Origin of the sequence: uncultured Marivita sp., assembly GCF_947488135.1 — a bacterium.
Classification (GTDB): domain Bacteria; phylum Pseudomonadota; class Alphaproteobacteria; order Rhodobacterales; family Rhodobacteraceae; genus Marivita.
Window position 1 is genome coordinate 1042562 of sequence record NZ_CANKYW010000001.1, and the last position, 13123, is coordinate 1055684.

General features: G+C 60.2%; 15 protein-coding genes. 1 reads left to right on the forward strand and 14 read right to left on the reverse strand.

Going from position 1 to position 13123, the window contains the following annotated elements:
* Positions 1-13: 13 nt before the first annotated feature.
* The 8 genes from Q1B16_RS05180 to Q1B16_RS05215 all read right to left on the reverse strand — a co-directional run bounded on the left by Q1B16_RS05180 (position 14) and on the right by Q1B16_RS05215 (position 5303).
* Positions 14-1771: a DUF3363 domain-containing protein gene (locus Q1B16_RS05180; protein ID WP_299785178.1), complete on the reverse strand. Its 1758-nt coding sequence runs from the start codon at positions 1769-1771 to the stop codon at positions 14-16.
* A 247-nt stretch (positions 1772-2018) separates the two neighbouring features.
* Positions 2019-2723: a lytic transglycosylase domain-containing protein gene (locus tag Q1B16_RS05185; RefSeq protein ID WP_299785180.1), complete on the reverse strand. Its 705-nt coding sequence runs from the start codon at positions 2721-2723 to the stop codon at positions 2019-2021.
* Positions 2716-3237: a S26 family signal peptidase gene (locus Q1B16_RS05190; RefSeq protein ID WP_299785182.1), complete on the reverse strand. Its 522-nt coding sequence runs from the start codon at positions 3235-3237 to the stop codon at positions 2716-2718. Before Q1B16_RS05190 ends, Q1B16_RS05185 begins: the two co-directional genes overlap by 8 nt.
* Entirely contained in the window at positions 3234-3692 is a 459-nt protein-coding gene (locus Q1B16_RS05195) for a DUF2840 domain-containing protein (protein ID WP_299785184.1), read from the reverse strand. The genes Q1B16_RS05190 and Q1B16_RS05195 overlap by 4 nt, the downstream gene beginning before the upstream one ends.
* 4 nt (positions 3693-3696) lie before the next feature.
* Entirely contained in the window at positions 3697-3978 is a 282-nt protein-coding gene (locus Q1B16_RS05200) for a helix-turn-helix domain-containing protein (RefSeq protein ID WP_021100692.1), read from the reverse strand.
* 176 nt (positions 3979-4154) lie between these two features.
* Complete coding sequence (locus Q1B16_RS05205) at positions 4155-4655, reverse strand: DUF2285 domain-containing protein (protein ID WP_299785187.1); 501 nt, start codon at positions 4653-4655, stop codon at positions 4155-4157.
* Positions 4656-4728: 73 nt separating this feature from the next.
* A complete protein-coding gene (locus Q1B16_RS05210; protein ID WP_299785189.1) occupies positions 4729-4899 on the reverse strand; it encodes a DUF6499 domain-containing protein in 171 nt (56 codons plus the stop codon).
* A gap of 131 nt (positions 4900-5030) precedes the next feature.
* Complete coding sequence (locus tag Q1B16_RS05215) at positions 5031-5303, reverse strand: DUF2285 domain-containing protein (RefSeq protein WP_299785191.1); 273 nt, start codon at positions 5301-5303, stop codon at positions 5031-5033.
* Positions 5304-5443: 140 nt separating this feature from the next.
* Here Q1B16_RS05215 and Q1B16_RS05220 point away from each other — a divergent pair, with 140 nt between their 5' ends.
* The gene (locus tag Q1B16_RS05220; RefSeq protein WP_299785193.1) at positions 5444-5665 is read left to right on the forward strand and encodes a helix-turn-helix transcriptional regulator; all 222 of its coding nucleotides are present in this window, start codon (positions 5444-5446) and stop codon (positions 5663-5665) included.
* Positions 5666-5817: 152 nt separating this feature from the next.
* On the opposite strand, the gene Q1B16_RS05225 is transcribed toward Q1B16_RS05220, so the two are convergent.
* The 6 genes from Q1B16_RS05225 to Q1B16_RS05250 form a co-directional block, all read right to left on the reverse strand.
* The gene (locus tag Q1B16_RS05225; protein WP_299785195.1) at positions 5818-6084 is read right to left on the reverse strand and encodes a type II toxin-antitoxin system RelE/ParE family toxin; all 267 of its coding nucleotides are present in this window, start codon (positions 6082-6084) and stop codon (positions 5818-5820) included.
* On the reverse strand, positions 6081-6350 hold the full coding sequence (locus Q1B16_RS05230) for a hypothetical protein (RefSeq protein WP_299785197.1): 270 nt from the start codon (positions 6348-6350) through the stop codon (positions 6081-6083). The genes Q1B16_RS05225 and Q1B16_RS05230 overlap by 4 nt, the downstream gene beginning before the upstream one ends.
* A gap of 179 nt (positions 6351-6529) precedes the next feature.
* Positions 6530-10030 (reverse strand): DEAD/DEAH box helicase, encoded by a 3501-nt coding sequence (locus tag Q1B16_RS05235; RefSeq protein WP_299785199.1) that lies wholly within the window; start codon positions 10028-10030, stop codon positions 6530-6532.
* Complete coding sequence (locus Q1B16_RS05240; RefSeq protein ID WP_299785201.1) at positions 10017-10799, reverse strand: DUF1837 domain-containing protein; 783 nt, start codon at positions 10797-10799, stop codon at positions 10017-10019. The genes Q1B16_RS05235 and Q1B16_RS05240 overlap by 14 nt, the downstream gene beginning before the upstream one ends.
* Positions 10800-11023: 224 nt before the next feature.
* A complete protein-coding gene (locus Q1B16_RS05245) occupies positions 11024-12274 on the reverse strand; it encodes a three-Cys-motif partner protein TcmP (protein ID WP_299785203.1) in 1251 nt (416 codons plus the stop codon).
* 7 nt (positions 12275-12281) lie between these two features.
* A complete protein-coding gene (locus tag Q1B16_RS05250; RefSeq protein ID WP_299785205.1) occupies positions 12282-13040 on the reverse strand; it encodes a phage Gp37/Gp68 family protein in 759 nt (252 codons plus the stop codon).
* Positions 13041-13123 lie beyond the last annotated feature (83 nt).

Genomic DNA, 13123 nt, shown 5'->3' on the forward strand with positions numbered 1-13123 from the left:
ATGTCCTTTCTGTTCAGAGGCTCAGCCCGCGCCTGCGCCCGAGGCTCCAATCGATCCCGCCGCCGGGCTTCATCGTGCCTGTGACGGTCTGGCCGAGATGGCGTTCGAGTTGCGGGGTCCAGGGGACGAGCGAGAATCCGAGGCCATCGTCGATCATGGCGAAGCGACCCGAGGCGAGATCGAGGCGTTGACGATACGTCCCTGCGACGGGTTCGCCCTCGGTTGGTTTGTGGTGGGGAAGCCCGGTTTGTGTGCTGAGGTCTTGAGCGATGGTGTCCAGTTCGCGGTTGCGCAGGGTGGCCAGCAGATCGCGGGTAAAGGTGACCCGCTGACCTTGCCGTCGGGCGAGGCCTTCGGCGACAAGGCGATCCGAGCGGCGTTCCAATGCCTGGCGAACCTCTGCGCCAAATCCAGCACCGCTCAACGGTGCGCGATCCCGGGCGAGTTGCAGGCGGTCGAGCCAGGTCGCGCCATTCGCCTCGATCTGGGCGGCCAGCGACAGATCGGATCGACCGACAAGCGACAGTTGCGGTGTCCCGTCCGTCTTCCCTGTCCAAAGCCGGGTTTCGACGATGCCACCTTGCGGCGTGTCGCCGGTCGCATCGAGATTCCGGAAGCGCAGGTGATGTACGCGACCGTCAACACCGTCGATGATCGCGTAGCCGGTCCCGGCGTGGTCATCATGAAAGCCGCGTTCCACGAGCCGCCCGAGGATCGGGGCGGTGGGCGTGCCTTCGATGGCGAAATCACCCGCTGCGCGCTCCCGGTCGGCGCCCATGGCTCGGTGCATCCGTTTGATGATGTCGCCGCGCATCCCGAGCTCGCGCAGAGTGTCTTCGGCAGTCGGTTTCAACTCCCAGACGGCAGGGGCGATTTGTTCGGCCAGCCCGAGCCTCACCAGTGTCTGGGCACGCCCGATCATCAAGCGGCGCAGCTCCGGATTGCGGGGCTCCGGCGTGCCGCGCCGCAGGTCGGCGATGCCGGCATGATCATCCGCCAGGGATCGCAGGCCGCGGTCGAGATCGGTCCAGCGTTCCGCCGTGACCTGTGTTTCCAGGGCTTGGGAAATCTCCCGCTCGCTGCGGGGTCCCAGTTCCAGTTGTACGAGGTCTTCCGCGCGCGCCCGAAACCCCCGGCTGATGTAGTCGCGCGAGATCACCAGGTCGCGGCCATCATCGGCTTTGCCCCGCACGAGGATGTGCACATGCGGATTGTCTGTGTTCCAATGATCGACGGCGACCCAGTCCAATCTCGTGCCGAGATCCCGTTCGGCTCGGGCCATCAGATCCCGGGTGAAGGCGCGCAGATCTTCGAGATCGCCCGCGTCTTCCGGCGAGATGATGAACCGGAAATGATGCCGGTCGTCTTCGCAGCGCGCCGCAAAGTCATCCCGGTCGAGATCACCACGTTCAGCCCCGAACAGATCGGCATCACGACCGTCCTGGCCGACGCCGTCGCGTTGCAGGTAGCCGAGGTGCTTGGCCATGGGCGCGGAGCGAAAGCGCTTGCCCTGGTGGCGCACGACGCGGGCCTTCACGACAACGCGCCGGGAGGTGCGGGTCAGGCCCTTGGCGGTTCGGGCAAATCGTCCGCGCCCGAAAGACGTGTTGCCGGAACGCCTGCTGCCCCCGCCGATACGATAGCCGGTATGTCCGGATTTCCGCGCGGCACGCATCACCTCGTTGATGAAGCGTGTCGGTTGCTTCGAGGTTCTGCCGCCGTCGCGGATACGTCCGGAGCGGATGCGCAGGTCATTGTCGCGCCGGGTCATGGCCGCACTCGCTCGCAGAACATGCTGCCGCAAAAAATATAACTCAAAATCAGCACTTTAACTGAAGTCTTGCGGCATGCAGATTGGATGTGCCGCGCAAATCCTCGCAGAGAAACAACAGCTTGAGGTCCGCTTGCGGCACCTCTTTTATCTCGCGCTCTTTCTGTTGAGACCCTGCGCGTCGACCTTCTCCGGCACATTTCTGCGCCCGGGCATTCCAGACCTCGCCATGGTGCGATTCCGCGGATCATGGCGTTCGCCCCCGGCTGAGAGGCACGAAGATGCCATATTGAGACGCGTCTGACGTAATGCGTTGGGTGTCATCACCCGGGGTTTGACCCGCCTCAGCCGTTGCCGCGAACAGCGGGGCGTCGCGCCAGTCCTGTGTCCTTTGCGGGCGGCTGACTGCCTGCGCGACGTCGGTTCCATCGGCGATGAGGGGCGCGAGGATGGCGACGTAATTGCGGGTTTCATGCGGCAGGGCGCGCCCGGTATCAAGGTAGTTCTGGTACCGTGCAGGCCCGGCATTGTAGGCCGCAAGAAAACCGGGCGACCCGAACCGGTCGTACATCTGTCGCAGATAAGCGGTACCGGCCAGGATGTTGTCGCGTCGATCGAAGGGATCATCGCCAAACCCATAAGCTGCGCGCAACTCGGCCCAGGTGCCGGGCATGATCTGCATGAGCCCCATGGCGCCTGCGGTGCTGACCGCGCGTGGATTGCCCGCACTCTCGACCTCCATGACGGCACGAATCCACGGCTGTGGGATGCCGAACCTGCGCGAGGCTTCTGCGATATGGATGTCGATGGATTGCTGCTTAGGTGCAGGAACAGTGCGGTCTTGAGCGATCACGGCGGTCGGTGCCACGGTGATCGGCATGCAGAGGATCAGTACAAGCGCGGTCGTGACGCCCGCGTGCTGACGGCAGTGACCGCGTTCAAGACTACGCATCTGCCGCCCCTCCAAATGTCCAAAGAGGGATGGCACGTCCGAGGATCGTGTCCGCTGACAAGGGCCCGAAATAGCGTCCATCGAGGCTGTCGGCGACACCAGCAAGGAGCAGGAAAACCTCGTCCGAGCCGAGTGTGACACATCCCGTCCAACGGGGAAGCGGGCGGCCCTGTTGGTCAGCCAATGCCGCCTGGGCAACAACGGTGCCACCGATGGCGATATCGAGACCATCGCGACAGACGGTCATGCCGGAAACGGCCGCGATGCGTTTCAACAGCAAGGTATCCGCACCGACATAGCCGCGCTCAACTACCCAGGATGACAGGTCTTCCGGCAGGCGCACGGCAACGAGATCGCCCAGCGATGGCGGGTTTGACGCTCGAACGACGTAGAGGCCGATCGGCACGCTTGCTGAGGCATTCCAAATCAGACGCGGTGCGCGGTCAATCTGTGCAACTGCGAGCAGACTAAGGGACAAACCGGCCGCGAGGAGGGGAGAGACCGCCGCGCTCATGTCGTCACCATGCGGCGCTTGAGCCAGGCCGCATGCCGGGCAGGGGTGTAAGGCCGGGGTTCCAATGCCGCGGCCAGGCGGTTGTGGACGTGCCGCCAATGATCGGGACAGACATCTTCCGGTGCGATGCCATAGCTTTCCACGATGTCGACGGACCGCAGCGCGGCCTCGACCTTGGGCCAGCTGGAGAGGCGCAGCAAAAGCTCTCCGCCTGGCGTGACACAGGGCACCGTGGAGCAGGGCTCGCCAGCGCCGACGGCGCGCAGAATGTCGATCCGGCTTTCAACGGTGCCGTGGTCGTTCGACGACCAGCGGATGAGCGCGAAGATCGCGCCGGGAGCGAAGGCCACGCGCTTTTCCGTGCGCGTCAGGATGGTTTCCCCGGCCATCTGACCGAAACGGATCCAGCGCTCGATACGCCCTTCGATCCAGGTGAGGTGGACAAGTGTCTGCATCGGCTCAGCGCCCACGCCGCAGATAGGCCGGCGAAACGGCGGCATGGCGTTTGGCGGGTAGAACGCGGTCTTCGGTCTCGTCCGAGGTCGAGGTCTTCTCGCCCCTCGTGACCCAGGCCTGCAGATCGTCGACCGCATAGACGACACGCCCGCCGATTTTTGAGTACCGCGGGCCGGTCCCGTAGGTCCTGTGTTTTTCCAGCGTACGACCGGACAGGCCGAGAAAGCGGGCGGCTTCCGGGGTTCTGAGGTAGCGGGGCGGCAGTCCTTCGTTGGGGTCGGGCATTTGAGCATCTCCGGTGGTTAGGCCTCGCGACGGCGCGTCGCGGGCTGTCGGAGGTCATCAAAACGGAGAAGGGTGCCTGGGAGGGATGACGAAGATCGCGGCGCGAAAACGTCACCCCCATAGTCCAACAGGAGCGGGGCCTGATGAGGGTTCGAACTTCGGGGATTACGCGGCGATCACTTGCGCGGCTTGGAGCGCCCCGTTGGACCGCGACCGAGAAGGAGAAAGCGATAGCCTTTGGTGGTCAGATGCGTGCCATGGGCCGACAGTCGGGTGATCTGGGCCTTGAGAGAGCTGGTCTTCCAATGCTCGCGCGACACAGCCTCCGCGCCGAACAAATGCCGTGCGATCGTCTGGTAGCTCGCGCTGTGTCGGCGCGCATCGAGCGTGCGCAGTGCAAGCTGGATGCGCCGCCGCTGCTGCGCCGTCAGGGGCGGAGGGGATCGTTTGTGATGCAGCAGTTGCGCGCGGAGCGCCTCGAGCGAATTGATCCGCGCTGTCCAATGCTCGTCCAGCGGTACCAGGATGCCGAGGGGCCGATGCAGGTTCTTGGCATCCAGCACGAGCAACGCGCCCGTTTTGAGGCGCACATACATCAAGCCGTCCTGCGTTCCGATGACGGTCAGATCATCTGTATCGATACGTGTCGCCGTGGTGTCGCCGCCAGGGACCGGCACAGCATACCCGACCGCTGCCGGAGCGATTGATGGCTTCCAGAAAACGGGTGCTTTGGGTGCGTTGATGTCCGGATCAACCGGGAAATCGTAACCCCCATGCAGCCGGTGATTTCAATCCATCCCGCATTCGCGGGTAATCGGCGCGATAGTCGGAATTGCGGCGCAAGCATTCCCAGGCCAGCCCGGACAGGTCGAGACTGTCGAAATGCTTGTAAGCCGCTTCGTCTTGCCAATTTTTGGTCATGGCGAAGCTCCGCGTCAGCTGTTTCGATGGACAATGAGTATAGCTTGGTGACGCGTCAAAACGACGGCAGGACCGATTGCCCTGCGCAACCTGCGCGGGTGTTCGCCGATGTCTTACGGATAAGGCGAAGTTCAGCCAGCACCGCCCTCAAGCAGCTTGCGATAGCCGTGCTCCGTCATCCAACGAGCGCGGGCGAGGTGGCTGTCGTACATCTTTTTGGCACGCTCCGGTTCTTTGGCGGCATCGATCCCGAACAGAATCTCACTGACTTCCTGCAGGCTGGCACCGCTTTCAGCGGCATCAAACAGGCGCAAGTACAGCGTCATATGCGCGTGGTCGTAATCGGTCAGCTCATCGCTTTGTGGTGCGAGATCAGCGATCGGCGTGGTGCCGGTGGCAGACATGATTCCCCCTCGCCGTTGGGCGTTAAGGCTCATAACAGCACATCAGATTGCATGTGCAAGGTCGGATTGCGGTCAGTCAAACTGTAGATGAGTATTATAATACGTCGCACCAAAATACGCGATAGGTTCTTTACTCGCGGATGGACATCCGCGTTGTTTTTGCAAGGAATCTCAAGCACTACCGCCAACGGCGCGGGCTGACACAGGCCGCATTGGCGGCGGCGATGGATGTCGACCGCGCCCATGTCAGCGCGATGGAGCGCGGCCAACAGAACGTCACCCTGCAAACCCTGCAGCGGGTCGCAGCGCATCTGGACGTGACGCCCGCCAAGCTGATCGAAGAACACTCGGAACTCGACTAGGGTATCAGGATCACGAAATCTCTATCTGGTTTCGCAGGCCGGAATGGATAGAGGCACTGGATTGCTTGGACGGGTGAGTTTGGTTGACTGCCCGAGTTCTGTTTATCGGCCGCGCGCTTTTCTGCGCGTGATCCAGTCGGCCCCGGCATAGGTCACGGCGTGGACATGCATCTCACGGGCTTCACCGTCGACGGTAAAGCGACCACGGCCTTGCGACCTGCAGGAACTGCGCGCAGTTCGGGTGCGCTCTCGTCCCGGCAGTTGCCCTTTTGCGGCAGGTCGGTAAGGCTGGCAATAGTAGCCTCGATTTCGTCCAGTCTGCGCGCGGCGGATTGCGGGCCGGCATAGTCGATAAGCCAGCATGTGATGGCGTTGAGATCATCCGTGACCGCAGGATGGAACCGGATGCGATAGCTCACGCCTCGCGCGCTGTCTGAAGGCCGGCCCGGGCGGCGGCAAAGGCTTTCTCCGCCGAGACATAGTCGGCGCGCGGCCTGTCGAGCCGCGCCCGAATTTTTTCGGCCATCGCGCCAAGGGCCAACTCGCGTTCCTCTTCATCGCGCATCATCTGCTCCAGAGCCGCTGCCACAGCCGCGCTTTGCGAGGCGAAGACGCCTTGGCCCACCTTGTCGGTCAGGAACCGATGGTGGCGGTCGGTGAAGCTGATGGTTGTCTTGACGGTCATGCTGGGCTCCGAGTTATGACTTAGCCATATAGGCGAAGGCTTGAAGACCAACAGATTCTTCGAGGAGGACGGGTAGCGGACCTTCGCCGCTAAAGCGAACTATCCTGCAATCGAGCGAGAAGCGGACCTTCGTTTTGCAAGTTTCTGGTACCACAATGAAGTTTTTTGGCTCTAGTCCCTTATGGTTCTGATCTCGGCCAGCGTAGCTTGCCGCGGCCAACGCGCGATGCTTGTACCAGCCTAGTTTTTCCCGGCGAATGCCCAAAGAACAGGCTTGGATTGGGATCTACCGCCGACTTCCTGAATGCAGCTACCAGCTGGTAGTCTGGGGTGGCTAGCCAAGTTCGACCTTCACCTTCGTCGGTGACAATCCGATAAAGGCCGGCGGGTGGACTAGACGCGGTATCGAGCAGACGTTTGTAGTGTTCGACCGACCATTTCTGAATGCCGCCACTCAGGGCCTCCGTTCGGAACCGCGCCCACAGCGCCGCTGTGTCGGGCGTCGGCCAATCACCAGCATCGGTGTAGGTCGTGATCTTGTCAGATTCGAGCCAGGTCCGCATTTCGGCGGGTGTAACGAAGACCGGATTGGTATCTTCGATCGCGGCTATCGCGGCGCGTCTTGATGGAAGACCGGCACGGATCAACATCGCTGCCATAAACTGTGGCACGCCAGTTTCGATCGTTGCCGCGGCACCGCCCGCCACTGTCTCCGGCGACCAGCCAAGCGAAATGCGGCGGGTACGGACTGCTTCCAACGCCCAGACCAAACGATAGGTGAAGGCTTCCTCGACTGCCCGCATATTCTGCGGTCCGATCTTGGCAACATCCTCGCCGGAAACCCAGCTGCGCAGGATTTCCTTCCAATTCGCCGGCAGCGCGTTCGTCTTGTCGGGGATGAAAGGCCGCATAAACAACAGACGTTCCCCGAGACCGCAGAGGGCGTCGACAAGCTCTTCGACATCGCCACTTAGCGCAGCAACGTCGGCTCGATCTAGGAGTTCGGCTAATTCGTCCGCCATGGCATCAATGGCGAGGCCAGCCTCGAGCCCAACACCCATCGCGAAGTGTCCACGCCGCGCCTGCGTTGTAGTGGTCTTCCATATGAGATCGGCGCGCACCTCGAACACCTTCTTGTGCAATGGCGCGATGTCCTCGTCTTCTCGGGCTATCTGGCGCGCCCAAAGTGACCCTTTAAGCGCCTCGTCTAAGAGCTTCGGCAGATCGGTCCGGTCGGAATCCAGTGCTTCGATCAGCCCAAATACAGTCGCATCGAGGCGTTCGACGATTTGCGAAAGCGGTTCCTCTTCAATAGTCTCTTCTTCGCCATCGCCGTCTTCATCATTATCGTTATCAGCCTCGTACTCCGCACCAGCTGCCAAGCGCTCGGTGACTGCGGCTTCCTCCGCAGGAGATCTCCATGCTTCGCGAGCATTGGCAAGATACTCCCAAGCATCATCGCGCTCCAGAACACCCTCACGGGACAGGCGTTCAAGGATCTCCGCGACGATTTGGATAAGGCCGCTCTTCAGCGTACGGGCTTTGGCGGAAGCAACCAGCTTACGCCACTCTCTTCTCCGCCACCTGATCTTGTCGAACATCACGTGGAGGATAAGACCTTCGACATCCACGAAAGCGCGCCCCGCACGCCCGGCGACATTCGCGAACTCCTCGCCTTTAATTTTCTCGGATGCTCGATACAGCGCAGGCACCAGTAGGACGGCGGCGTTGAGGTTAAGACCCTGTGACAGCGTCGGCGATGCTACAATGACCTTCAGGACTCCCTCGGATAGCAGGGTTTCCAACTCGCGGAGAAACGGGGCCGGAAGCCGACCGTGGTGGATGGCGACGCCTGCTTTCAGGCAGGCGACAGCAGGGTGCTCTTCTCCAAGCCACTCCTTGCCGACTTCCAGGGCGCGGGCAATCGACGCCTCATCCTCCAACAACGGGTCCAGATAGCCACGCTTGCAGAGGTCCACGACCTGCTTGCCGTAGCTTTCAACCCAATTCGCCTGGGTGGAGAAGATCAGAGTCCTTTTGCCCTGGCCAGCGAACTCCCATGCAGCGAACAAGGTGAGATGCGAGTTCTTGCGCGGATAGGGCTTCTTCTCCTTTCCTCGCGCCGGCTTTTCCACGACGAACTTGTCAAGGAACGGACCGTTGTCGTCGAGGTCGAGACGGAGGAGTGCGTCCCTACCTCGCCACGTGAGCGCACCAAACCGTTGTCGGGTTGGTCGCCAGTTTGAGAGCACCGGATCGCCGGGCTCGTCGGAACGTATCCACGCAGTGAGATCGTCGAGTTCATCGCCGCTGGGAAGGATTGCTGACAGACAGACAATTCGGCGGTTCGCAGCGTCTGCGCGCCGAAGCAGGCGCTGCACCAGCGTCTCATATCGGATCTCACGTTCGCTCGGGCCGATCATGTGGCCTTCGTCGAGGACGATCAGGCCGACATCGTCGATCAGCGATGGGTCGCTTCGCAGCGCGAAATCGAGCTTCTCAGGCGTAGCTATGATGATTTCGCGGCTGCGCAATGCGTCTTCATCACCAGCCGAAAGACCGCTCGCGCCATAAAGAGAGGAGACGCTGAAGCCGAGGGGCGCGAAAGTCTTTTTGAAGGATCGCTCAGTTTGTGCCGACAGCGCGCGCAGCGGTGTGACAATCAGCACCCGGCGCGCTGATGACAGGGTCATCAATGCGGCGATTTCGGCCACCCGTGTCTTGCCCGCACTGGTCGGCAATGCGACAACCAGATCATCCGTGACGTCGGTGGAGCGCCGGGCTGCTTCGCGCTGCGATGGCCATAACTCCACCTCAGCAGTCTTCCGAGCATAGAGCGAAGAGATGAATAGCCTGCGCAGGTCCGGGTATCGTTCCTCCGTTCCTTCCGGTGGCTCGGTCGGCAAGTTTTTGTGCAGAGAATGCTGCCACAGATCATCGATAAGGTGCCGACAAAGGTTCGACATCCACCACAGGGGTACATTCTCCGCATTGTCTGCAAGACTGACTGCGGCGTCGAGCAACACCCTTGCTGTCTCGATCGGCTCGGTGTCGCCCGTCTCAAGTGCGAAATCAAAATACGCCAGCGCCCGGCAGATCGTCGTGTTGAGGATGGTCGACAGTACCTCATCGACATCGGGCTCGTCACCCCGTAGCGCCTCGGCGATCTGCTCATCCTTGTGAGCGTCGTCGTCCAGCCACTCACGAACGAAGCCACGCAATTGGCTGAGATCGCGCAGGATCAGATGTCGGATCGCTGTTTCGCCGGGTGAGGTGTTGAGATCGCCAGCGGTCTCATTGAAGAGCGAATAGGCAACGGCTGAAAATCCGGCGAGATGATATGCTGCGGCGGCGATGGTGCGGCGGAAGCCCCGGTCTGGCGACTCAGGATCACCATTGCGAACAAGGGCTTCGAAGGCGTTCGCAGCGCGCTCGAACGCCTTGCTGGTCAATTCCGAGGTGCCGGCCAAAGCACGCAAGGCCATAGCGCCACGAAGCAGGGCGAAGCCGTGTTCAGCGAGATCGGTTTCGATCGTGGTGCCGAGCTGCGGCGCATTCGGCGGCAGCACACCGTTTTCGCGCATCAGTGACCAGGCTGTGCCGCGATACAGGAGGCGTCCGAGTATACCATCGGCGGTCGCGGTCGTCAGGAAGGTGGTCAGTTCATCAACCGACTCCACGGTCTTCCGCCTCCTGGTAAATGGCTGCGATGAAGTCTTGGTGGTCTTCGATGTGAATATTCACGACATATTGGTCGCGATTGGTGCCCGCCGCCTCGAGGTCCTTTTTCAACGAACCGTGCGGACCGTTGCCCGACACGGTGAAAAGCATGTGATCGATGCGATCCGCGCGGAGAGATTTAATGCCTACTTCATCGCGAAGGCTGCGGCCCAGTGTATTGTCGTCCGCATCGTCGCTCTCCAGCAAGCGGTTGGCAACGAACAGCAATGAGTCGGGTGTGCAGCGACCGCTATCGCGGTTGAGCACCTTGCGAGCGCTCTTAACTGTAGACTTGCCGAGCACCTTGTTACTCTTGGCTTCGCCTTTCAGGAGCCAGAGCTTCTCGCCTTCGCCGTCATACCCGGCGCCGATGAAGTCGTCGCCACGCATGGCCATATTGCGGCCGTCCTTATAACGGAGACGACGCACCGGAACACGGAGACCAATCTCCTCTTCAACTAGCTCGGTCGCCAGAATTTCGCCAAGATCGCCTGATCGGCCCCTAGAAGTCTGCGGCATCGCCTCGCTAAGTATCTCTGCGGCAACCTTGTATCCGAGGCGATCCACGTCCTCGGCAATGCGCTCCAAGCGATCGTAATGCGACCGGATCGTTTCTGCCAAGTCATCGTGGATCTCGTCGCGTCCACCGTCCTTCTCGACATAGGTCCAGAAATACTTGCGGTTATCTTGCTGCTTGGTTGGCACACACCATCTTTTGTAAAGCTTCAAATAGATTCCTCGCTCGATCTATCGTCACCCCTAGTCCGACCGAGCCAAATACACTGGGCTGAGGTCGTTTAGTTCCGCGCATGTCGGCCTATATCTGCCAAGAGGCAACAATCCATCTGATTCTGAAAGAGTTGTGCTCGGGGCCCTACAATGGTCACCTCCGATACGTCGCCTAAAAAATTGGCTTGAGGCCTGCGGCACCTTGGACCGGACTAAGGTTGAAGCTACCATTTTGCAGGAAAGAACAGGGTCGGCTGATTTGGCAATATCAACCGATCCTTGACCGATATCTGCGTGCCAGCCCGCTTTGGTTTACCCTTCGAAGACAACACCTCCAATTCACGTGCATGCGCTAATTCCGACAGGACTTGAAAAATATCCTCATTGGTCCCTGCCGTGCGGTTCCCAATCTCGGACAACAGACGTGATACCTCTAATTCCCCGCCGTTCATTATTCGGTGGACTTCCGAAGGCAGCGCGTTGACCAACTCTTTGTTAAGAGTGGTTCTGTCCATATCGGAGAAGTTGAACAGCGAGTCGCAACTTTCCTTCAGTCGAGTGTCGTATCCGAGGTTAAACAACCCGCCAGAACCGACATGGGTGAAGCTGTTCTGCTCCTGCCAGTGAACGCCGAGCATCTTATCGCGCGCCGCTTGATGCTGCGACAGGTGGGCGAGCATCATCCAGCGGTTATCCGTTCGGGACCACAACATGAACGGCGTGAAGAACTTGGCTCCGCTGTTTTTGTGAATGTGCGCCATCAACGCGCGCTGCGTGATCGCGCGGCCCATACTTTCATCTTTGCGCTGCTGCCAATCAGCAATGAACCGGGCATCAATACCAAATTGCCGGTACAGCAAGAGGTCCGCTGATGTGTCTTGCAAATAGTTCAGCAGGCTATCAATCGCGAAGTTGAGCACGACCTCCGCGCGGTCCAGCGACCTAAAAATGGTCTGGATCGCCGACATCGGCACGTCGGAATATCCGAACTGATCCAAGAAGAAGATCGAACGCCCTTTGCGCTGCGTTGCCGTGATTTGCTGCATGATGGTTGGCAGGTGATCTACAAAGGTTCCTTCGAAGATTGTAATGCGCGGATCGTCGGCGGCGTATCCTCGGCCCAGCATTTCCCGACGCAGCGCTGCCACATGTTCCGGTTCATCATCGACAAAGATGAACCGGGCGTTGATCTCTAAAGGCTTCTCTCGCCCTTCGTTCAGTCTAACCGCTGCGTCCTCGACAGCGTTGAGCAGTACCAGCGGACTGCCTGCCCGTGTTTCTGCTCCATCCGAGTAGGCGCCGCCGCCGCTGAAGCCATCAACCAGTGTGATGTTGAGACGGTCCTGCGCCGGGTTGCGGACGACCGTATCAAAGTAGACGTCTAGGTAATTCTTGAGGACGTTGAGTTTGCGCTTTGTATGTTCTTCGATATGCGGCAGCACACCGTCTGGTCCCCAGATGAAGTTTTTCGCCATTCGCACCCTAACCCGTTAATTCTGCCATTATTGCCTCGGGCACGATCTGCCACGGGAACCCGTTCCATTCCTCGCCCTCAAGCAGTCGTCCACCTGCCTTCGGACGAGGCCCACCCCACTGCTTGAAGAAGAAAGCCACATCGTAACGCTCGCAGGCAATTCGCAGTTCGGTCGCCCATGCAGGCTCCATTGGTCTTGCTCTTGGACCACTTTCGCCGCCGACAATCGCCCATGCGATGCCTGCCAAATCAACTTCGCCAATTGGCCCGAGAAGTGGTTCAAAAGATATGAACCGCGCGTCCGAATTGATCTGGCGCAGGTGCTCGATGCGGCCTTTGTGCGCGCTATCTTCGACCGAGACACCGAGCCAGATATGCGATGGGACACGTCCGCCCTCATACCGTCGTTTGACGTAATTTCGCATCAGTGACGACCGCTTGGTCAGCACCTGATAGACGTGCCAGTTCGCGGCCTCCATCGCATCGAACACCGCATCAATGTGCGCCTTCGGAATGTCCTTGTGGAACAGGTCGCTCATCGAATTGACGAAGATCATCCGCGGCTTCTTCCAACGGGTGGGTTGTCCCAGCCTCGACGGCCAAAGGCGCAGGTCAAAGCCCTGTTCATACGGATGCCCTTCAATTCCGCGCCAGCGTTCCGCAAACCGCTCTGCATAGCAGTTGTCGCAGCCGGGTCCGATCTTCGTGCATCCCGTCACCGGGTTCCACGTCGCATCCGTCCATTCTATCTCAGATTTCTGTGCCATGCCTCGCATCCTGTTTTTGTGGATAACTCTACGCCAAGGTGCACAAAAAGGGAACATCCAAATCTGTTCGAGTCGGAGACAGT